Origin of the sequence: Micromonospora sp. NPDC005172, assembly GCF_040608555.1 — a bacterium.
In the GTDB taxonomy this organism is placed as follows: Bacteria; Actinomycetota; Actinomycetes; order Mycobacteriales; family Micromonosporaceae; genus Micromonospora.
The window spans coordinates 1-20150 of sequence record NZ_JBEXIL010000011.1 but is presented as its reverse complement, the minus strand read 5'-3'; the positions used below and the strand labels follow the sequence as shown (position 1 = coordinate 20150).

The following is a 20150-nucleotide window of genomic DNA, read 5'->3' as shown; positions in this document are numbered from 1 at the left end:
CCACCGCGGGTGCGGCGCGCCGGGGCTCCGGACGTGGGAGGCGGCTACTCGACGGTGACCGACTTGGCCAGGTTGCGGGGCTGGTCCACGTCGTGCCCCCGGGCGGCGGCGATCTCGGCGGCGAAGACCTGGAGCGGCACCGTGGTGACGAGCGGGGCCAGCAGGGTGGGCGTACGCGGCACGTAGATCAGGTGGTCGGCGTACCGGACGACGGCCTCGTCGCCCTCCTCGGCGATCACGATGGTCCGCGCGCCGCGCGCCCGGACCTCCTGGATGTTGGAGACGACCTTGTCGTGCAGCATGCCCCGGCCCACCGGGGAGGGCACCACGCAGATCACCGGGGTGCCCTTGTCGATCAGGGCGATCGGGCCGTGCTTCAGCTCACCGGCGGCGAAGCCCTCGGCGTGCATGTACGCCAGCTCCTTGAGCTTGAGCGCGCCCTCCAGGGCCACCGGGTAGCCGACGTGCCGGCCGATGAACAGCACCGTCGGCTCGGACTTCAGCTCCCGGGCCAGCTCACGGACGGGATCGATCCGGTCGAGCAGCTCGCGCAGCTTGCCGGGGATCTCCTGCAACTGCGCGACCACCGCGCCCACCTCGTCGGCGAACTTGATGCCGCGTACCTGGGCCAGGTGCAGGCCGATCAGGTAGCAGGCGACGACCTGGGTGAGGAACGCCTTGGTGGAGGCGACGGCGATCTCCGGCCCGCCGTGGGTGTAGAGCACGGCGTCCGACTCACGGGGGATGGTCGAGCCGTTGGTGTTGCAGATCGCCAGCACCCGGGCCTTCTGCTCCTTGGCGTGGCGCAGTGCCATCAGGGTGTCCATCGTCTCGCCGGACTGCGAGATCACCACGATCAACGTGGACCGGTCGAGGACCGGGTCGCGGTAGCGGAACTCGCTGGCCAGCTCCACCTCGCAGGGGATCCGGGTCCAGTGCTCGATGGCGTACTTGGCGACCATGCCGGCGTGGTACGCCGTGCCGCAGGCCACGATGAAGATCTTGTCGACGTCGCGCAGATCCTGGTCGCTGAGGCGGACCTCGTCCAGGGCGATCTCGCCGCTCTCGGTGAGCCGGCCGAGCAGGGTGTCGGCGATGGCCTGGGGCTGCTCCTCGATCTCCTTGAGCATGAACCAGTCGTAACCGCCCTTCTCGGCGGCCGACGAGTCCCAGTCGATGTGGAAGTCCTTGCCGCTGGCGGGCTGACCGTCGAAGTCGGTGATCTCGATGCTGTCGCCGGTGATCAGGACGATCTGGTCCTGACCCAGCTCCACCGCCTCGCGGGTGTGCTCGATGAACGCGGCCACGTCGCTGGCCAGGTAGTTCTCGCCGTCACCCCGGCCGACGACCAGCGGCGAGTTGCGCCGGGCGCCGACGACCGCACCGGGCACGCTGGCGTCGACCGCGAGCAGGGTGAACGCGCCCTCCAGCCGCTGGCACACGACGCGCATGCCGGCGGCGAGCAGCTGCGGGCTGTCCGGTTGGCCGGCGGCGCGCAGGTCGGCCAGCGCGGCGGAGAGCAGGTGCGCGGCGCACTCGGTGTCGGTGTCGCTGGTGAACTGGACGCCGTCGGCCTCCAGCTCGGCACGGAGCCTGGCGAAGTTCTCGATGATGCCGTTGTGGATCACCGCGACGCGGCCGTCGGGGGCGAGGTGCGGGTGGGCGTTGCGGTCGGTCGGTCCACCGTGGGTGGCCCACCGGGTGTGGCCGATGCCGGTGGTGCCGTCACCGATGCCGATCGGACTGGCCGCGCAGGAGGTCGGGTCGTCGGCGGCACGCTCGGAGAGCACCTTCTCCAGGTTGGCGAGCTTGCCGGCCTTCTTCTCGGTCAACAGCTGGCCGTCACAGACGATGGCGACGCCCGCCGAGTCGTAACCCCGGTATTCCAGCCGACGCAGCCCGTCGAGCACGATGCTCAGTGCCGGGCGCGCACCGGCGTATCCCACGATTCCACACATGGCCCGCAGCCTAACCCAGTTTCGCTCATCATGGGTGCTCGAAAGACGGCTAAACAAGCACCGGATTTGAGCGATCGGTGGTTGTCGGGCCGCAATGGGACGAGTGTCACGAGCCTGCTCACCGCGCCACCGACCGGACGGGGTTGCGGGACCGCCGGCGCGTACGACAGTCTGCCGGCGGGCTCGGCGCGCGCTGCCCTGGCTCGTTGACCCCTTACCCACTCCCGCCCGGAGCAGCCATGTCCGACGCGCCGCCGCCCGATCCGTCTTCGACGCCATCACCCGACCCCACCCCGACGCCGTCGGATCCGACGGCCGGGCAAGCGCCGTCGGATCCGACGCGCGGGCAGACGCCGCCGGAGCCGACGCCCGGCTGGGCCGCGCCGGACGCCTTCCCAACGCCGGGTCCGCTGGCGCCGGGCCAGCCCTGGGCACCCCCGGCGCCCTGGGCGTCCCCGCCCTCGTCCGCGTGGACACCCGACGCCACCGGCACCCAGTGGACGCCCGATCCCGCCGCAGCCGGCCCCTGGCCACCACCCCCGCCGCCGGAGCACCCTGCGGCCGGCTATCCGCCGTCGGGCTACCCGGCACCGGGCTACCCACCGCCGGGCTACCCGCCGCCCGGCTACCCGCCCCCCTATCTCTATCCCGGCTATCCGCCGGCCAAGAGTCCCGGTGGCGGAAGCGGTCGGGTGGTCGGGATCGTCGTCGCGGTCGTCGCGGCTCTCGCCCTCCTCGGCTGCGGCTGCGTGTGTGTGGCCGGACCCCTGCTCGGCCAACTGGTCCCGGATTCGGTCGCCGAGGACCCGTACGACAACGACCCGTTCGGCGACGACACCTGGGCGCCGAGCATGGCGCCGGAACCCAGCCCACCCAGCTCTCCCGTTCCGGACACCACCACCGCGGGGCCCACCAAGAAGCCGATCACCCGCCCGACCTCGGGGCCCGCGCCGGTGACGGTGGTCTACGAGGTCACCGGAGTCGGCAGAGCCGACATCGCGTACTTCGACGCCGAGAGCGATCTCATCCACGTCGACGGCGCGAAACTGCCCTGGCGCATGACCATCCGCACCAACGGCAAGAGCAGGGTCATGGTCGAGGCCGACTGGCCCGGCATCGACGATCCCGGGCCTCTCGGTTGCACCGTCACGATCACCGGCGCCGGCCAACCAGTGGCCTACGAGAGCGAGAGCTGGTACGGGGCCAGATGCGAGCCCGAGTGAGACTGGAGTCGGACCAGCGGGTGACCGTAGGCTGGCGCAGGTGACGATGAGCACCGATGTCGACCCACTGGTGGCCCGGATGCGGCCGTTCGGCACGACGATCTTCGCCGAGATGTCCGCGCTCGCCGTGCGGACCGGCGCGGTCAACCTCGGCCAGGGCTTCCCGGACACCGATGGCCCGCCGGAGATGCTGGCCGCCGCCGCCGAGGCGCTGCGCGGCGGGCAGAACCAGTACCCGCCCGGTCCGGGCATTCCCGCTCTGCGCGCGGCCGTCGCGGCGCACCAGCGCCGGTTCTACGACCTGGCGTACGACCCGGACGGCGAGATCGTGATCACGGCGGGTGCGACCGAGGCGGTGGCGGCCAGCATCCTCGCGCTGTGCGAAGCGGGCGACGAGGTGGTGTGCTTCGAGCCGTACTACGACTCGTACGCCGCCTCGATCGCGCTGGCCGGCGCGGTCCGGCGGCCGGTCACGTTGCGTCCCGGCGCGGACGGCCGGTACGCCTTCGATCCGGCGGCGCTGCGGGCGGCGTTCGGGCCGCGTACGCGACTGGTGCTGCTCAACTCGCCGCACAACCCGACCGGCAAGGTGTTCACGCCGGCCGAGCTGGCGTTGGTGGCCGAGCTGTGCCAGGAGTACGACGCGTACGCGGTCACCGACGAGGTGTACGAGCACCTGGTGTTCACCGACGCGTCCAGCCCTCACGTGCCGCTGGCGACGCTGCCCGGAATGCGGGAGCGGACGCTGCGCATCTCGTCGGCCGGCAAGACGTTCTCCTGCACCGGCTGGAAGATCGGCTGGGTGAGCGGCCCGGCGGCGTTGGTCTCGGCGGTGCTGAGCGTGAAGCAGTTCCTCACCTATGTCAACGCCGCGCCGCTGCAACCGGCGGTCGCCGTGGCGCTGGCCCTGCCCGACGAGTACTACACGGGTTTCCGCGACGGACTCCAGCAGCGCCGCGACCAGCTCATGGGTGGCCTCGTCGACGCGGGATTCGATGTGCTGACACCGGAGGGCACGTACTTCGTCACCGCCGACGTCACCGCCCTCGGCGGCACCGACGGGATGGAGTTCTGCCGGTCGCTGCCGGAGCGCTGCGGCGTCGTGGCGGTGCCCACCCAGGTGTTCTACGACGACGTCGAGGCTGGCCGGCGACTGGTCCGGTTCGCGTTCTGCAAGCGTCCTGAGGTGCTGGCCGAGGCGGTCACCCGGCTGCGCGCCCTGACCCGCTGACGCGCCGTGCCGGCCGGAAACCCGGCCAGCACGGCGTGCAGACGGTCAACGACCCGGCGGGTCTGCTGAGCGGTCGACTACGACGTGGCGGGGCTGGCCGTACGCACCAGGGCGGCGATCCGCTCGGCGACCTCGCGGGCGGTCGCCTCGGTGGCGGCCTCGACCATCACCCGGACCAGGAGCTCGGTGCCCGACGGGCGCAGCAGCACCCGCCCGGTCTCTCCCAGCTCCGCCTCGGCACGCTCGACCTCGGCGCGGACGGCCGGCGCGTTGGCCCCGACGGTCCGGTCGCCGACCGGAACGTTGATCAACACCTGCGGCAGCTTGGTGACCACCGAGGCCAACTCGGCGAGCGACTGGCCGGTGGCGGCCATCCGGGCCATCAGGTGCAGACCGGTGAGCACCCCGTCGCCGGTGGTGGCGTGGGCGGGCATGACGATGTGGCCGCTCTGCTCGCCGCCGAGCGCCAGACCGGAGGCGCGCAGCTCCTCCAGCACGTACCGGTCACCAACCTTGGTCTCGACCAGCCGGATGCCCTGCGCGGACATCGCCAGGCGCAGACCGAGGTTGCTCATCACGGTCGCCACCAGGGTGTCCTGGGTGAGGGTGCCGGCCTCCCGCATGGCCAGCGCGAGGATCGCCATGACCTGGTCGCCGTCGACCTCGCCGCCGTCGGCGCTGACCGCCACGATCCGGTCGGCGTCGCCGTCGTGGGCGATGCCCAGGTGGGCGCCGTGCTGCACCACGGCCTCACGCAGGGCCTCGATGTGGTTGGAGCCGCAGTCGTCGTTGATGTTCAGGCCATCGGGCTCGGCGTGGATCGCGACGACCTCGGCGCCAGCCTCCCGGTAGGCGACCGGGGCCACCTCACTCGCCGCGCCGTTGGCGCAGTCGACGACGACCTTGATCCCTTCCAGCCGGTGCGGCAGTGCGCCGACCAGGTGCTGCACGTAGTGGTCAGCGCCGTCGAGCAGGTCGTGCACCCGGCCGACGCCGGCACCGATCGGGCGGTCCCAGGCGGTGATGGCGTTCGCCTCCACCGCGGCCTCGATCTTCATCTCGATCTCGTCGGGGAGCTTGTGACCACCGGCGGCGAAGAGCTTGATGCCGTTGTCCGGCATCGGGTTGTGCGACGCGGAGAGCACGACGCCCAGATCGGCCTTCGCCTCCGCGGTGAGGAACGCCACCGCCGGGGTGGGCAGAACCCCGACGCGCACCACGTTCGCGCCGGCGCTGGTCAGCCCGGCCACGACGGCGGCTTCCAGCATCTCGCCGCTGGCCCGGGTGTCCCGGCCGACGACGGCGAGTGGCGGGTGACTGCGGTCCGTCTCGGCGAGCGTGTGCGCGGCGGCCACGGCGAGCGCGAGCGCCAACTCAGGGGTGAGATCCGCGTTCGCCCGCCCGCGTACGCCGTCCGTGCCGAACAACCGACCCATACCCGCCAACCTCCGATGAGCAACTGCGATGAGGAGAAAGCGGAACGGCCGGCCCACCTCCCCGGTCGGGGGAGGCGGACCGGCCGTCCGTCAGAAGTACAACGCGCTGGGAAAGATCAGCGCTTCGAGTACTGGGGAGCCTTGCGGGCCTTCTTGAGGCCGTACTTCTTGCTCTCCTTGACCCGGGCGTCACGGGTGAGGAAGCCGGCCTTCTTGAGGGCCGGGCGGTCGTCCGGCTCGTTGATGATCAGCGCGCGGGCGATGCCCAGCCGCAGCGCACCGGCCTGGCCGGTGGTGCCGCCGCCACGCAGGTTGGCGATGACGTCGAACTGCTCGAGCTTCTCGGCGGTGACCAGCGGTTCCTTGATGAGCTGCTGGTGCACCTTGCTCGGGAAGTAGGCCTCGAGGTCCTGGCCGTTGCAGGTGATCTTGCCGGTGCCGGGGACGATGCGGACCCGGACGATGGCCTCCTTGCGGCGGCCCACGGTCTGGATCGGCCGGTCACCACGAGGCGCGCGGGCAACGGGCGCCGGTGCCTCGGTGGCCTCAGGGGCCTCGGTGGCCTCAGGGGCCTCGGGGGCCTCAGGGGCCTCAGGCGCTTCCGGGGCGACCTCGGTCTCGATGATGTCGGTCATGCTGCTTCCTTCGCCCGCGCTCACTGCGCGATCTGCTTGATCTCGAACGGCACCGGCTGCTGCGCGAGGTGCGGGTGCTCGGCACCGGCGTAGACCTTCAGCTTCTTGATCAGCTGACGGCCGAGCTTGTTGTGCGGGAGCATCCCCTTCACAGCCAGCTCGATGGCCCGCTCGGGACGCTTGGTCAGCAGCTCGTCGTAGCCGATCTGCTTGAGACCACCCGGGTAACCCGAGTGGCGGTAAGCGACCTTGGTCTGGCGCTTGTTGCCGGTCAGCGCGACCTTGCCCGCGTTCACGATGACGACGAAGTCGCCCGTGTCGACGTGCGGCGCGAAAGTCGGCTTGTGCTTACCACGCAGCAACGTGGCGGCGTGGGTGGCCAGGCGGCCCAGCACGACATCAGAGGCGTCGATGACGTGCCACTGACGCTCGATCTCACCCGGCTTCGGGCTGTACGTACGCACAGGTCTACCTTGTCTCGTCGTCGGTCTGGGGTCGCGCGCCGAGGTGACCAGATCTAGCAGGCCGGACCAGCGCGCACGAACGACCAAGCGTACCTGATAGGGCACGCCTCTGGATGTCGTACAACAGCAGGCAACGATACCCGGCGCCCCATCGGCAGGTCAAAACGGGGGTCTGCCGCCGCACTCCGGCGCGCCGGGCATGACCCAGCTCACACGCCGGCAAGCCGGTTGAACGACCCCGGGCGACGGTAGGCGACCCAGGTCACCGCGAAGCACATCGCGTACCAGCCGATGAACGCCAGGTAGGCGGCGTCCGCGTTGCCGGAGCTGAGGAACGACTGGCGGAAGGCGATGTTGACCAGTACCCCACCGGAGGCGCCGATCGCGCCGGCGATCCCGATCAACGCGCCGGTCATCCGTCGCGCCCACCGCGCGGCGTCCTCCGGGTCGCGCGTGCCGTTGGCCACCGCGTCCGCCGCCCGGGCCCGGAAGATCGCCGGGATCATCTTGTACGTGGAGCCGTTGCCGACCCCGGAGAAGACGAAGAGGGCCAGGAACCCGGCCAGGTAGAGCCCGAACGAGCGCTCGCGGGCCGCGTACAGCACCGCGCCCGCGCCGAGGGCCATCGCGACGAAGTTCCAGAAGGTCACCCGGGCTCCGCCGAGCCGGTCGGCGAAGTGCCCGCCCAGCGGCCGGATCAGCGAACCGATCAGCGGCCCGAGGAAGGTCAGCCAGGCGGCGTCGACGGGGGTGGGGAACCGGTCGGCGAACTGGAGCTGGAGGACCTGACCGAAGGCGAACCCGAACCCGATGAACGACCCGAAGGTGCCGATGTAGAGCAGCGACATGATCCACGTGTGCGGGTCCCGGGCGGCCTCGCGCAGCGCTCCCGGCTCGTTGCGGGCCCCGGGCACGGTGTCCAACCAGCGGGCCGCCGCCAGCGCGGCCAGCACGATCAGCGGCAGGTAGACCGCGGGCACCAGTCGGGGGTACGCGGCGCCGGCGGTGGCCAGCACCGCCAGGCCGACGAGCTGCACCGCCGGTACGCCCAGGTTGCCGCCCCCGGCGTTGAGCCCGAGGGCGCGGCCCTTGAGGTGCTGGGGGTAGAAGAGGTTGATGTTCGCCATCGAGGAGGCGAAGTTGCCGCCACCGACGCCGGTGAGGCAGGCCAGCACCATGAGGGTGGAGTAGGACACCCCGGGTTCCAGCAGCACCGTCATCGGCACCGTCGGGATCAGCAGCAGGAGAGCGCTGATGGTCGTCCAGCGTCGCCCGCCGAAGCGGGCCACCGCCAGCGTGTACGGCAGCCGCAGCACCGCGCCCAGCGCGGCCGGCACGGCGGTGAGCAGGAACTTCCCGGCCGGGTCGATGCCGTACGCGGGGCCGAGGAAGAGCACGGTGACCGACCAGAGGCTCCACACGGAGAAGCCGACGTGTTCGGCGAAGATCGACACCCAGAGGTTGCGGCGGGCGATCGGCGCGCCCGTCGTACGCCAGAAGTCGGGGTCCTCGGGCCGCCAGTCGGAAAGCGGCTGCCGGCGGCCGGTGACGGCAGGTGGCTCGGCGGTGACTGCGGTGCTGGTGAGCGTGCTCACGGCGGCTCCTCCTCGTCGGTGTGACGATCGGAGACGCTAGGGAGACGGAGTTACCTGGCAGTGCCCGTCCCGGGTCGGCCCGGAAACGGCTACCGCACCACGGCCGGACGGCGATGGTGAGGTGCCCGCAGTCAGAGCTGCTGGAGGATGCGCAGCGCGCGGCCGACCCGGAGCATGGTCTCGGTGTCGGCGACGTCCACGCACTCGGTGAACCACTTCTTCATCGGCGAGGAGATCCGGTCGGGCATCACCACGTACGGGCCCATCGGCACGGCCAGGGGCGAGTCGCGCAGCAGCGACTCCTCGACCACCTCGACGACGATCACGATAGGAACGTCGGTGGAGTTGTAGACGTCCGAGCTGACCACCAGGCCGAGGCGTTCACGGGCACCCTCGATGCGCCAGACCTCACCCCTGCGCAGCACGCGGCGGTCCGCCGAGGAAGAGGTCGTTGACCATGCCCACCTCGCGGGCGTCGGCGAGGGCGGCGGACTCCAGGTCGAGGCCGGCGCGGCCCACGGCGGCGGCGTGCGCGGTGAAGACCTCGCGCAGCGCCTTCTCCCGGGCCGCCTGGTCCATCCACGCCGAAAGGGACAGCCCTTCGCGCTTGGCGAAGCGCCGGGCCTCCTCGATCGTCTCGTCCGTGAACGAGAGCGTCACCTTGGCAGTCATGCCGCTGAGACTACCCACCGGTATGACCGTCAGTCATCCACGCGCCGACCGGCTCGCCCCCCGGCGTCGAAACGTCCATATCGTCAGCGGGCCCGACCACCGAACACCGCGAAGCGCCACTCCTTGAAGTAGCAGTCGACGTCGTCCAGGCCGGCCTCGGCGAGCCACCGGCACTGGTCGCCGACGGTCGCCGGGAGGTCGTAGCGCATCCGCTCCCGGGACCCGGCGATCTCCTGCGGCGACGCCCCCAGCTCGGCGATCCGCGCCATCCACACCTCGTCGTAGCGCTGGTCGAGGGCCGGGGTCGGCCCCGCGACCTGCTCGGCGTTGACGAACACCCCACCGGGCGTCAGGGCGGCGGCGGCCCGCCGGTAGAGCGCCCGCTTGCCGGAGTCGTCCAGGTGGTGGATCGCCAGCGCGCTGACCACGGCGTCGTACCGGCCGGGGGGCAGCTCGTCGGACAGGTCGGCCTGGACCGTCCGGTGCGGCACCGAGCGCGCCGACAGCTCGGCGGTGGCGCGGGCCAGCATCGCCGGCGCGGCGTCCACGAGGGTCAGCCGGACCCCGGGCACCGCCGCGGCGAGCAGCAGCGAGAGCAGCCCGGTACCCGCGCCCAGGTCCAAAACCTCGGGGGTACGACCAGCCGCCAGCGCGGCGCGCAGCGGTGGCGTGGCCACCTCGACGGCCGCGCCGTAGAAGGCGTCGAAGCACGGCACCAGCCGCCGTCGCGCCTCGTCGTAGGTGCCGGCCACGGCGTCGAAAACGTCCACCACGCCCATGACGCCCTCCCATCATCCGAGACAACTTTCCCACATTATAAGCGCCACACGGGCTCGGGTGAGCACGCGAAACCGACCATCCCGTCGATCTTGCAGTTTCGGTTGTCGAGATGAGCGGGATGCCCCTTAAGTCGCCACCGAAAGTGCAAGATCGCGGGGGTGGGGCTGCGGTCCGCTGCCTCGCTTCTGTGCGGTGTGAGGCCCACTTGACAGGACCGAAACAGAAGGGACCCGGACTGGAAACTGCCCAGCGGCACGCTTTGCCGACATGACAGACGGTGCATGGCCGGCAACTGGATCGGGGCGCACGCCCCGCGAGGTGGCGACGCACTGCCCGTACTGCGCCCTCCAGTGCGGCATGACACTGCGCGAGGACGACACCGGGGTGACCGTGCTCCCCCGCCAGTTCCCCACCAACCGGGGCGGGCTGTGCCAGAAGGGCTGGACCGCCGCCGAACTGCTCGACCACCCGGAACGACTGACCACTCCGCTGGTACGCGACCCGGCCAGCGGCGAGCTGCGTCCGGCGACCTGGGACACCGCGCTGGACCGGGTCGCCGCCGGCGTACGCGCGATCCAGGACAGCTCCGGCCGGGATGCGGTCGCGGTCTTCGGCGGCGGCGGGCTGACCAACGAGAAGGCGTACGCGCTGGGGAAGTTCGCCCGGATCGCGCTGCGTACCCGCAACATCGACTACAACGGACGGTTCTGCATGTCCTCGGCGGCGGCCGCCGGGATGCGCGCCTTCGGCGTCGACCGAGGGCTGCCGTTCCCCCTGGCCGACCTGGGCCGGGCCGACACGCTGCTGCTGGTCGGCGCCAATCCGGCGGAGACCATGCCACCGCTGGTCCGCTGGCTCACCGAGCAGCGCCGGGGCGGCGGAAAGCTCATCGTCGTCGACCCCCGCGTCACCGCCACCGCCCGCCAGGCCGACCTGCACCTGCAACCGCTGCCCGGCACCGACCTCGCGGTGGCCAACGCGCTGCTGCACATCGCGCTCACCGAGGGTTGGGTCGACCAGGCGTACGTGGCCGAGCGCACCACCGGCTTCGACGCGGTCCGCCGCAGCGTCGCCGCCTGGTGGCCGGCCCGCGCGGAACAGCTCTCCGGCGTGCCGGTGGCCGATCTCGAGGCGACCGCCCGCGCCCTGGGCACCGGCGGTCGGGTGATCATCCTGACCGCGCGCGGGGCGGAGCAGCACGCCAAGGGTGTCGACACCGTCAGCGCGTACGTCAACCTCGCCCTCGCCCTGGGTTTGCCCGGCCGCCCCGGCTCGGGGTACGGCTGCCTCACCGGCCAGGGCAACGGTCAGGGTGGGCGGGAGCACGGGCAGAAGGCCGACCAGCTCCCCGGCTACCGCAAGATCGACGATCCGGTGGCCCGGGAGCACGTCGCCGGCGTCTGGGGCGTACCGGCCGACGAGCTACCCGGTCCCGGTGTGCCGGCGTACCAGCTCCTCGACTCGCTCGGCACCGCCGACGGTCCCCGGGCGCTGCTGGTGTTCGGCTCGAACCCGGTGGTCTCCGCTCCCCGGGCCGCCCGGATCGAGGGTCGACTGCGCGACCTCGACCTGCTGGTCGTGGCCGACCTTCTGCTCTCCGAGACGGCGGCGCTGGCCGACGTGGTGCTGCCCACAGCGCAGTGGGCCGAGGAGGACGGCACGATGACCAATCTGGAGGGCCGGGTGTTGCGTCGACGCGCGCTGCGTCCACCGCCACCGGGCGTCCGCACCGACCTGTCCATCCTCGCCGACCTCGCGGCCAGGTTGGGCGACGCCGAGACCGCTGCCGCGCGCTTCCCTACCGACCCGGCCACCGTCTTCGCCGAACTGCGCCGCGCCTCCGCCGGTGGCGCCGCCGACTACGCCGGCATCACCTGGGACCGCATCGACGCCGCCGACGGCGTCCACTGGCCCTGCCCGAGCGAGGACGGTCCGGACACGCCACGGCTCTTCGCCGACCGGTTCGCCACCCCGGACGGCCGGGCCCGGTTCCACCCCGTCGACCACCGGCCGGCCGCCGAGGAGGTGTGCGCCACGTACCCGCTGCACTTCACCACCGGCAGGGTGCTGGCCCAGTACCAGTCCGGCACGCAGACCCGGCGCGTGCCGGCGCTGCGTCGGGCCGCGGCCGAGGCGTTCGTCGAGCTGCACCCCGACCTGGCCGCCCGGTTGGGCATCGACGACGGCGACCCGGTGCGGGTCACGTCCCGACGGGGCGAGCTGCGTGCCCCGGCCCGACTCAGCACGGGTATCCGCCCGGACACGGTCTTCGCGCCGTTCCACTGGCCCGGCGTCGGGCGGGCCAACTCGGTGACCAACGACGCGGTGGACCCGATCTCCGGGATGCCCGAGTTCAAGATCTGCGCGGTCCGGGTGGAGAAGGCATGACCGCCCGGGTGGTGATCGTCGGCAACGGGATGGCCGGTGCCCGGCTCGCGGCCGAGCTGCACGCCCGCGAGGGCGACCGCAAGGTCACCGTCCTCGGGGCGGAACCGCACCGCGCGTACAACCGGATCATGCTGTCGACGCTGCTGGCGGGCCGCATCGACGAACCGGACGTGGAGTTGACCGAGGCCGCGGGGCACGGCATCGATCTGCGGTCCGGCGTCGCGGTGACCGCGGTGGACCGGGCGGCCCGCGAGGTCCGCACGGCCGACGGCGAACGCATCGCCTACGACCACCTGGTGCTGGCGACCGGCGCGCGGGCGGTGGTGCCGCCCCTGCCCGGCCTCGACCCGGCCGACCTGCCGGGGCGGGTCGTGCCCTTCCGGACCCTGGACGACTGCCGCCGCATCCTGACCGTGGCCCGGGGCGCACGCGCCGCGATCGTGCTCGGTGGCGGGCTGCTCGGGCTGGAGGCCGCCCGGGGCCTGGCCACGCGCGGTCTGGCCACCACCGTGGTGCACCCGACCAACCACCTGATGGAGCGGCAGCTCGATCCCGCGGCCGGCGCGGTGCTGGCCGGCACGCTCGCGGGGCTCGGCGTCACCATCCAGCTCGGGGTACCGGCGACCGGGGTGGTGGCGGACGACACCGGCGTCCGTCTCGACCTGGCCGACGGCCGGTCGCTGCGCGCCGACCTGCTGGTGCTGTCCTGCGGCGTACGCCCCGACACCGCCCTCGCGCAGGCCGCCGGGCTCACCGTGCGACGCGGCGTGGTGGTGGACGACCGACTGCGTACCAGCGACCGGTCCGTCTCGGCGCTCGGCGACTGCGCCGAGCACGACGGGACGATCACCGGGCTGGTCGCGCCCGCCTGGGCCCAGGCCCGGGTGCTCGCCGACGTGCTGACCGGCACGGACCCGCTCGCCCGGTACCGGCCCCGTCCGGTGGTGACCCGACTCAAGGCGGCCGGGATCGACCTGGCGGCGATGGGCGACGCGGCGAACGGCGGCCCGGGCGAGGAGTTGACGTTCACCGACCCGGCCCGGGGCACGTACGCCCGGCTGCGCATCCGTGACGAGCGGTTGACCGGCGCGATCCTGCTCGGCGACAACCCGGCGATCGGCACGGTGATCCAACTCTTCGACCGGGGTCACCCGGTCCCGGCCGACCGGCGGGCCCTGCTGCTGGGTCGGACGCTCGGCGGGGCCGTCGCGGCGCCGAGCGCGTCACCGGCGCTGATGCCGGACGCGGCCGTCGTCTGCCAGTGCAACACCGTGACCAAGGGCGCCCTGGTGCGCTGCTGGCGCTCGGGCGCGCGGACGGTCGACGCGGTGGTGGCGGGCACCCGGGCCGGCACCGGATGCGGCGGATGCCGGGACGCGGTCGGCGGCATCGTCGACTGGCTGTCCGAAGCGGAATCGGTGGAGGTGACGCGATGAGCGGCGCAGACCTGGTCGTCGTCGGCAACGGGATGGTGGGACAGCGCTTCGTCGACGCGCTGCGCGCCCGTGACCCGCAGGGCCACTGGCGGGTGACGGTGCTTGCCGAGGAGGGGCGTCCGGCATACGACCGGGTACGACTCTCGGCGTACTTCGACGGGGTCGGCGAGGACGAGCTGAACGTGCACACCCCGCACGACGGGGTGCTGCTGCGCCTCGGTGAGCCGGTCACCGCCATCGACCGCGCCCGGCGGGTGGTGACCACCGCCGAGGGCGAGTACGGCTACGACGCGCTGGTGCTGGCCACCGGGTCGTACCCGTTCGTCCCGCCGGTCCCCGGGGCCGACCTGCCCGGGGTCTTCGTCTACCGGACGTTGGACGACCTGGCGGCGATCCGGGAGTACGCCCAGGGTCGGCGGGTCGGCGCGGTGATCGGCGGCGGGCTGCTCGGGTTGGAGGCGGCGAACGCCCTGCGTCTGCTCGGCCTGAGCACCGACGTGGTCGAGTTCGCGCCCCGGCTGATGCCGGTGCAGGTGGACCAGGCCGGCGGCGCGATGCTGCGCCGCTACGTCGAGGAGCTGGGTGTGCGTACCCACCTCGGGGTCGCCACCACGGCGATCCGCGCCGGGGCCGACGGCGCGGTCGCCGCCCTGGAGCTGTCCGACGGCCGGGTCGTCGACGCCGAGCTGGTCGTGGTGGCCGCCGGCATCCGGCCCCGCGACGAGCTGGCACGCGCCGCCGGCCTGCCGTTGGGTCCGCGCGGTGGGGTGCTGGTCGACGAGACCTGCCGCACCGCCGACGAGCACGTCTGGGCCGTCGGCGAGTGCGCGGCGGTCGACGGCACCTGTCACGGCCTGGTGGCCCCGGGGTACGCGACGGCCGAGGTGGTGGCCGACCGGCTGGTCGGCGGCGCGGCGACCTTCCCGGGCGCGGACACCGCCACCAAGCTCAAGCTGCTCGGGGTGGACGTGGCGTCGTTCGGCGACGCGCACGGCACCACCGAGGGCTGCCTGGACGTCACGTTCACCGACCCGGCAACCCGGGTGTACGCGAAGCTGGTCCTCTCCGACGACGCGCACACCCTGCTCGGTGGGGTGCTGGTGGGTGACGCCAGCGCGTACCCGACGTTGCGGGCCAGCGTGGGTGGCCCGCTGCCGGCCCCGCCGCTGGCCCTGCTCGCCCCCGACGGCGGCGGCGCGGACGCCGGCACGCTGCCCGCCACCGCGCAGGTCTGTTCCTGCAACGCGGTGACCCGGGGCGACGTGGACGCCGCCATCGCGGGTGGCTGTGCGGACGTGCCGTCGTTGAAGACGTGCACCAGGGCGGGCACGAGCTGCGGGTCCTGCGTGCCGATGCTCAAGCAGCTCCTGGACGCGGCCGGCGTGGCACAGTCCGCCGCGCTCTGCGAGCACTTCGACGTGAGCCGCCGGGAGCTGTTCGAGATCGTGCGCGTCCGCGGCATCCGCACGTTCTCCCGGCTCGTCGCCGAGCATGGTCGGGGACGCGGCTGCGACATCTGCAAGCCCGTGGTGGCCTCGATCCTGGCCTCGCTGGGCAGCGGGCACGTGCTCGACGGAGAGCAGGCGTCCCTGCAGGACACCAACGACCACTTCCTGGCCAACCTGCAACGCGACGGCAGCTACTCGGTGGTGCCCCGCATCCCGGGCGGCGAGATCACCCCGGAGAAGCTGATCGTGATCGGCGAGGTCGCCCGGGACTTCCAGCTCTACACGAAGATCACCGGTGGCCAGCGGATCGACCTGTTCGGTGCCCGGGTGGAGCAGCTACCGCAGATCTGGCGGCGGCTGGTGGACGCCGGTTTCGAGTCCGGCCACGCGTACGGCAAGGCGTTGCGCACGGTGAAGTCCTGCGTCGGCGAGACCTGGTGCCGATATGGCGTACAGGATTCGGTGGGTCTCGCCGTGTCGCTGGAACTGCGCTATCGCGGGCTGCGCGCGCCGCACAAGCTCAAGTCGGCGGTCTCCGGCTGCGCCCGGGAGTGCGCCGAGGCGCGCAGCAAGGACTTCGGCATCATCGCCACCGAGACGGGCTGGAACCTCTACGTCGGCGGCAACGGCGGTTTCCGGCCCCGGCACGCCAACCTGTTCGCCACTGATCTGTCGACAGAAGCACTGATTCGATTGATCGATAGATTTTTGATGTATTACATCCGCACCGCCGACCGGCTGCAACGCACGGCCGGCTGGATCGAGGCCATGGACGGCGGCCTGGACCACCTGCGCGCCGTGATCGTGGACGACTCGCTGGGCATCTGCGCCGACCTGGACGAGGCCATGGCCCGACACGTGTCGTCGTACTCCGACGAGTGGCGCGACGTGCTGGACGACCCCGAGCGGTTGCGCCGCTACACCTCCTTCGTCAACGCCCCCGACGTGCCCGACCCGTCGATCACCTTCGCGGTGGAGCGCGGCCAGCCGGTACCGGCACGCGGCGGCACCCCACCCGACGGTTCCGGCCGTCGTCCCGTCACGCTCGGCCTTCCGGAGGTACGGCGATGAGCCCCACGATGACCACACTCGGCTGGACCGCGGTCTGCCCCCTCGGCCGGCTGGAACCGGAGCGGGGTGTCGCCGCCCTGGTCGACGGCGTGCAGGTCGCCCTCTTCCACACCGTGGACGGGCTGTTCGCGATCGACAACCGCGACCCGGTCTCCGGTGCGTACGTGCTGTCCCGGGGCATCGTGGGCAGCCGTGGCGGCGTACCGACGGTCGCCTCGCCGCTGCACAAGCAGGTGTACGACCTGCGCACCGGCGAGTGCCTCGACCTGCCCGGGGTGGCCGTGGCCCGGCACGACACGCGCTGCCACGACGGGATCGTCGAGGTGCGGTTGCGACGGGAGGACTGATGCGGGAAGAACTGGCCGGCTTCACCATCGGGGTGACCGCCGACCGGCGGCGCGACGAGTTGGCCGCGCTGCTCGAACGCCGGGGCGCACGCGTGGTGCTCGCCCCGGCGCTGCGGATCGTGCCGCTGTCCGACGACACCGAACTGCGCGAGGCGACCCGCGCCTGCCTCGACCAGCCACCCGACATCCTGATGGCCAACACCGGCATCGGGATGCGCGGGTGGCTGGAAGCTGCCGAGGGTTGGGGTCTGGCCGAGCCGCTGCGGTCGGTCCTCGCCAGCTCGTACGTCGTCGCCCGCGGTCCCAAGGCACGTGGCGCGATCCGTGCGGCCGGACTGCACGACCAGTGGTCACCGGCGTCGGAGAGCTGCGACGAGGTGGTCGAGCACCTGCGCCGGCGCGGCGTTGCCGGGCAGGTGATCGCCATGCAGCTGCACGGTGAGCGCCAGCCCGAGTGCACCCTCGCCCTGGAGGCGGCCGGCGCCACGGTGATCGAGGTGCCGGTCTACCGCTGGGCGCCCCCGACGGACCCGGCGCCGCTGCACCGGCTGATCGACCTGATCGCCGGCCGGCTGGTGGACGCGGTGACGTTCACCTCCGCGCCGGCGGTCGAGGCGCTGCTGCGGGCCGCCGGCGACCGTACCGACGCGGTGGTGGCCGCGTTCCGCAACGACGTGCTGGCGAGCTGCGTCGGCGCGGTGACCGCCGAGCCGTTGCTACGGCACGGGGTGCCGGTCAGCGCGCCCGGCCGGGCGCGGCTGGGTGCCCTGGTACGCACCATCGTCGATGAGTTGCCCCGGCGGACCATCACGTTCAAGGCCGGCGGCCATCTGCTCACGTTGCGCGGGCACGCAGCGGTCATCGACGGAGAGCTGCGGCCCCTGGCGCCCGCCCCGATGGCGGTGCTGCGGGCGCTGGCCCAGTCCCCGGGCCGGGTGCTGTCCCGTACGGCGCTGCTCCGGACGCTGCCTCGGGGCGCGGACGAGCACGCCGTGGAGATGGCCGTCGCCCGGTTACGGGCCGGCCTGCGCGCGCCCCGGGTGGTGCAGACCGTGGTGAAGCGCGGCTACCGGCTCCGCGTCGACTGAACCGCGCCACGGCCGGCGGTGACCCACCGGCCGTGGCCCTGCGACTGAGTCGACCGTGACCCGACGGTTCAGCCGACCGGCGTGGGGAAGCCCCGACCCTGCTCGGCCTGGAGCCGGAGCATGGCGTGCTCGACCACCGTCACCAGCACCTGCTTGACCGAATCCCGATGCCGGGCGTCGGTCATCACCAGCGGCACCTGCGGCGAGATGGCCAGCGCCTCGCGGACCTCCTCCAGCTCGTACTGGGGAGCGCCGTCGAACCGGTTCAGCGCCACCACGTACGGCAGGTTGCGGTTCTCGAAGTAGTCCAGCGGGGCGAACGCGTCGGTGATCCGGCGCGTGTCCACCAGGACGGCGGCACCCACCGCGCCCCGGATGATCTCGTCCCACATGAACCAGAAGCGGGTCTGACCCGGTGTACCGAACAGGTACAGGATCAGGTCCTGGGCCATGGTGATACGGCCGAAGTCCATGGCGACCGTGGTGGTCTCCTTGCCGGGCACCTTTGACGGATCGTCGATGCCGACGCCGGCCGCGGTCATCACCGCCTCGGTCCTCAGCGGCGTGATCTCGGAGATCGCGCCGACCAGGGTCGTCTTGCCGACGCCGAAACCGCCCGCGACGACGATCTTCGCGGAGACGATTCCCCGGCCCGGCCGCCCCCCAGCGGGGTCATAGCCTGCGAAGTCCACTTAGCACCCTTCCAAGCAGTTCCATCCGCTCCTCGAACCCCTCGGCGGGAGCAGCAGTGTGTAACGTCAGCAGGCTCTCGGCCACCATGTCGGCGACCAGTACCCGGGCGACGCCCAGCGGCATCCGGGTGTACGCGGCGATCTCCGCCAGCGACTGTGCACGGCCCTCGCAGACCGTGGCGATGCGGTGCTTGTCGTGCCCCGCGAAGCGGGACTCGGCAACCTGGGTGGGAGAGGCCGTGAGGACCGCCTCGAGAGCGATGTCCTGCCGGGGTTCGGTACGACCACGGGTGACCGCGTACGGGCGTACCAGAGCGCCGCGCGGGTCAGCGCGTCGTTGGTCCATCCCCGATCACCTCCTCGTCCCCCGCGGAGCCGGCACACACCGCCTCCCCTCCCTGTTCCGGCGCGCGGGCCGCACGCCGGTTCGCGGCACTACGAACGCACCGCGTCCCGTGGCAGCGGCACCAGCGCGGCACCCACCCGCTCCACCAGCAGGGCCATCTCGTAACCCACCTGACCCACGTCGCAGCTCCGCGCGGCCAGCACGGCCATCGACGAGCCGTCGCTGATCGACATGAGGAAGAGGTAACCGCTGTCCATCTCGATGACGGTCTGCAACACCCCGCCCGCGCTGAACATCCGTGCCGCGCCCTCGGTCAGGCTCACCACGCCGGAGGTGATCGCGGCGAGCTGGTCCGCCCGGTCACCCGGCAGGTCCCGGGAGGACGCGAGCAGCAGCCCGTCGGCGGACACCGCCACCACGTGGGCGATGCCCGCCACGCTGTCGGCGAAGTTGGTGAGCAGCCAACCCATGTCCTGCATGGCAGCTGGCCTGTTCATCGGCTCTCCTTGGTCGAGGTGCTGTTCAGGTCCGTACCGGCCGTTCGACCGCGCTGCACGCCACGGTGGTAGGCCGACAACAGGCCGCGTACTTCGTCGGGGGTCCGCCGGCTGCGGTCCCGACCGCTCTTGGGCTCGATGCCGCCCGGCACGAGCTGCGCCTGCGGCACCCGCTTGGGCAGACCCGAACGGGTGGTGCCGGCGGCGGCCGGCTCGGCGGCCCGGCTGGCCAGCGTCCACCCCTCGTCGGCGGCCGTCCGCCAGGCGTCCGGGTCCGGGCCCGGCGGGGCCGCGGCCGGCGCGGGGGCGGCGACCGGTGCCGTCGGTGCGGCCGGCGGCGCGCTGTACGACGGTGGCGGTGTCGGTGTCGAGGCGCCCCGACCAGCGGTCTTCGCGGTCCCGAATCCGTCCATGCTCCCCACGCTCTGTGCTCCGGTGCCCTCGGAACTGCCCGGGGTCCGGGTGGGCAGCGGCGGTCGGGCCGGCGTGGTGGCCGGCGCGGACGCGGTGGTCGACGGAACACCGTTTGTCGCACGCGAGCCGCCGTCGACGGGTGCGGGCGGGGTGTCGAACTGTGGCCGGGTGAAGATCGCGGTGGCGTCGTCGCCGTGCGACCGGAACCAGACCGCCTCCATCTCCCGGAAGATCGGCGCCTCGGCGGGGAACTCCGGCCGGGTGCTGACCGGCGCGGGAGGCGTCGGCGGCACCGCGGGCGGCATGGACGGGGCCGGCACGACGGGTCACCCTGCCGCTGCCGTTCTACACCCACGTGTGGTTCCCGCACTGGTGGGTGCGGCAGATGCTGCGGTCTGGCCGTGCACCAACCGCAGGCCGATCCGCAGC

At 72.5% G+C, this 20150-nt stretch carries 18 protein-coding genes and 1 pseudogene; 7 read left to right on the top strand and 12 right to left on the bottom strand.

Annotated features, from left to right (window positions below; all coding sequences use genetic code 11):
• Positions 1–44 precede the first annotated feature (44 nt).
• Entirely contained in the window at positions 45–1958 is a 1914-nt protein-coding gene (gene glmS / locus ABZV06_RS09920; protein WP_355242013.1) for a glutamine--fructose-6-phosphate transaminase (isomerizing), read from the bottom strand.
• Between the two features lie 239 nt (positions 1959–2197).
• Here glmS and ABZV06_RS09915 point away from each other — a divergent pair, with 239 nt between their 5' ends.
• Together ABZV06_RS09915 and ABZV06_RS09910 are read left to right on the top strand one after the other, a co-directional pair.
• Positions 2198–3181, top strand: a complete 984-nt coding sequence (locus ABZV06_RS09915; RefSeq protein WP_355620212.1) for an MmpS family transport accessory protein — start codon at positions 2198–2200, stop codon at positions 3179–3181.
• Positions 3182–3227: 46 nt separating this feature from the next.
• Entirely contained in the window at positions 3228–4412 is a 1185-nt protein-coding gene (locus ABZV06_RS09910; RefSeq protein ID WP_355620338.1) for a pyridoxal phosphate-dependent aminotransferase, read from the top strand.
• 77 nt (positions 4413–4489) lie between these two features.
• Here the strand turns inward: ABZV06_RS09910 and glmM are convergent, their stop codons facing one another.
• From glmM to ABZV06_RS09875, 7 genes are all read right to left on the bottom strand, one after another.
• On the bottom strand, positions 4490–5848 hold the full coding sequence (gene glmM / locus ABZV06_RS09905; RefSeq protein WP_355242018.1) for a phosphoglucosamine mutase: 1359 nt from the start codon (positions 5846–5848) through the stop codon (positions 4490–4492).
• 116 nt (positions 5849–5964) lie between these two features.
• Entirely contained in the window at positions 5965–6483 is a 519-nt protein-coding gene (rpsI, locus tag ABZV06_RS09900) for a 30S ribosomal protein S9 (RefSeq protein ID WP_355620209.1), read from the bottom strand.
• Between the two features lie 20 nt (positions 6484–6503).
• Positions 6504–6947: a 50S ribosomal protein L13 gene (gene rplM, locus ABZV06_RS09895; protein ID WP_053653864.1), complete on the bottom strand. Its 444-nt coding sequence runs from the start codon at positions 6945–6947 to the stop codon at positions 6504–6506.
• A gap of 209 nt (positions 6948–7156) precedes the next feature.
• Entirely contained in the window at positions 7157–8542 is a 1386-nt protein-coding gene (locus ABZV06_RS09890; protein WP_355242024.1) for a nitrate/nitrite transporter, read from the bottom strand.
• Positions 8543–8673: 131 nt separating this feature from the next.
• On the bottom strand, positions 8674–8967 hold the full coding sequence (locus ABZV06_RS09885) for a type II toxin-antitoxin system PemK/MazF family toxin (RefSeq protein WP_355242027.1): 294 nt from the start codon (positions 8965–8967) through the stop codon (positions 8674–8676).
• Positions 8951–9214, bottom strand: coding sequence for a DUF6364 family protein (locus ABZV06_RS09880; protein ID WP_355242029.1), 264 nt, complete (start codon positions 9212–9214; stop codon positions 8951–8953). Before ABZV06_RS09880 ends, ABZV06_RS09885 begins: the two co-directional genes overlap by 17 nt.
• Before the next feature lie 83 nt (positions 9215–9297).
• On the bottom strand, positions 9298–9993 hold the full coding sequence (locus ABZV06_RS09875) for a methyltransferase domain-containing protein (RefSeq protein ID WP_355620206.1): 696 nt from the start codon (positions 9991–9993) through the stop codon (positions 9298–9300).
• A 268-nt stretch (positions 9994–10261) separates the two neighbouring features.
• Between ABZV06_RS09875 and ABZV06_RS09870 the strand changes: the two genes are divergently transcribed.
• The 5 genes from ABZV06_RS09870 to ABZV06_RS09850 are packed head-to-tail and all read left to right on the top strand — an operon-like array spanning position 10262 to position 17772.
• Positions 10262–12382: a molybdopterin oxidoreductase family protein gene (locus tag ABZV06_RS09870; protein ID WP_355620203.1), complete on the top strand. Its 2121-nt coding sequence runs from the start codon at positions 10262–10264 to the stop codon at positions 12380–12382.
• Entirely contained in the window at positions 12379–13818 is a 1440-nt protein-coding gene (locus ABZV06_RS09865; protein WP_355620201.1) for an FAD-dependent oxidoreductase, read from the top strand. The genes ABZV06_RS09870 and ABZV06_RS09865 overlap by 4 nt, the downstream gene beginning before the upstream one ends.
• Entirely contained in the window at positions 13815–16337 is a 2523-nt protein-coding gene (nirB, locus tag ABZV06_RS09860) for a nitrite reductase large subunit NirB (protein ID WP_355620198.1), read from the top strand. Before ABZV06_RS09865 ends, nirB begins: the two co-directional genes overlap by 4 nt.
• On the top strand, positions 16334–16684 hold the full coding sequence (gene nirD, locus ABZV06_RS09855) for a nitrite reductase small subunit NirD (RefSeq protein WP_355242042.1): 351 nt from the start codon (positions 16334–16336) through the stop codon (positions 16682–16684). The genes nirB and nirD overlap by 4 nt, the downstream gene beginning before the upstream one ends.
• Positions 16684–17772, top strand: a complete 1089-nt coding sequence (locus ABZV06_RS09850) for a uroporphyrinogen-III synthase (RefSeq protein WP_355242045.1) — start codon at positions 16684–16686, stop codon at positions 17770–17772. The genes nirD and ABZV06_RS09850 overlap by 1 nt, the downstream gene beginning before the upstream one ends.
• Positions 17773–17840: 68 nt before the next feature.
• Here ABZV06_RS09850 and ABZV06_RS09845 read toward each other — a convergent pair whose 3' ends face one another.
• The 4 genes and pseudogenes from ABZV06_RS09845 to ABZV06_RS09830 all read right to left on the bottom strand — a co-directional run.
• Complete coding sequence (locus ABZV06_RS09845) at positions 17841–18464, bottom strand: ATP/GTP-binding protein (RefSeq protein ID WP_355242048.1); 624 nt, start codon at positions 18462–18464, stop codon at positions 17841–17843.
• Positions 18445–18810: a DUF742 domain-containing protein gene (locus ABZV06_RS09840; RefSeq protein WP_007465174.1), complete on the bottom strand. Its 366-nt coding sequence runs from the start codon at positions 18808–18810 to the stop codon at positions 18445–18447. The genes ABZV06_RS09845 and ABZV06_RS09840 overlap by 20 nt, the downstream gene beginning before the upstream one ends.
• Before the next feature lie 89 nt (positions 18811–18899).
• Positions 18900–19307, bottom strand: coding sequence for a roadblock/LC7 domain-containing protein (locus ABZV06_RS09835; protein WP_007465177.1), 408 nt, complete (start codon positions 19305–19307; stop codon positions 18900–18902).
• Positions 19304–19969: pseudogene (locus tag ABZV06_RS09830) on the bottom strand (ATPase); the annotation flags it as partial. The gene ABZV06_RS09835 and the pseudogene ABZV06_RS09830, both read right to left, overlap by 4 nt.
• Between the last annotated feature and the right edge of the window lie 181 nt (positions 19970–20150).

Excerpts from the sequence above, each read along its gene's own strand:
- glmS (WP_355242013.1), bottom strand. The coding sequence starts at position 1,958 with ATGTGTGGAATCGTGGGATACGCCGGTGCGCGCCCGGCACTGAGCATC.
- ABZV06_RS09915 (WP_355620212.1), top strand. The coding sequence starts at position 2,198 with ATGTCCGACGCGCCGCCGCCCGATCCGTCTTCGACGCCATCACCCGAC.
- ABZV06_RS09910 (WP_355620338.1), top strand. The coding sequence starts at position 3,228 with ATGAGCACCGATGTCGACCCACTGGTGGCCCGGATGCGGCCGTTCGGC.
- glmM (WP_355242018.1), bottom strand. The coding sequence starts at position 5,848 with ATGGGTCGGTTGTTCGGCACGGACGGCGTACGCGGGCGGGCGAACGCG.
- rpsI (WP_355620209.1), bottom strand. The coding sequence starts at position 6,483 with ATGACCGACATCATCGAGACCGAGGTCGCCCCGGAAGCGCCTGAGGCC.
- ABZV06_RS09880 (WP_355242029.1), bottom strand. The coding sequence starts at position 9,214 with ATGACTGCCAAGGTGACGCTCTCGTTCACGGACGAGACGATCGAGGAG.
- ABZV06_RS09875 (WP_355620206.1), bottom strand. The coding sequence starts at position 9,993 with ATGGGCGTGGTGGACGTTTTCGACGCCGTGGCCGGCACCTACGACGAG.
- ABZV06_RS09870 (WP_355620203.1), top strand. The coding sequence starts at position 10,262 with ATGACAGACGGTGCATGGCCGGCAACTGGATCGGGGCGCACGCCCCGC.
- ABZV06_RS09865 (WP_355620201.1), top strand. The coding sequence starts at position 12,379 with ATGACCGCCCGGGTGGTGATCGTCGGCAACGGGATGGCCGGTGCCCGG.
- nirB (WP_355620198.1), top strand. The coding sequence starts at position 13,815 with ATGAGCGGCGCAGACCTGGTCGTCGTCGGCAACGGGATGGTGGGACAG.
- nirD (WP_355242042.1), top strand. The coding sequence starts at position 16,334 with ATGAGCCCCACGATGACCACACTCGGCTGGACCGCGGTCTGCCCCCTC.
- ABZV06_RS09850 (WP_355242045.1), top strand. The coding sequence starts at position 16,684 with ATGCGGGAAGAACTGGCCGGCTTCACCATCGGGGTGACCGCCGACCGG.
- ABZV06_RS09840 (WP_007465174.1), bottom strand. The coding sequence starts at position 18,810 with ATGGACCAACGACGCGCTGACCCGCGCGGCGCTCTGGTACGCCCGTAC.
- ABZV06_RS09835 (WP_007465177.1), bottom strand. The coding sequence starts at position 19,307 with ATGAACAGGCCAGCTGCCATGCAGGACATGGGTTGGCTGCTCACCAAC.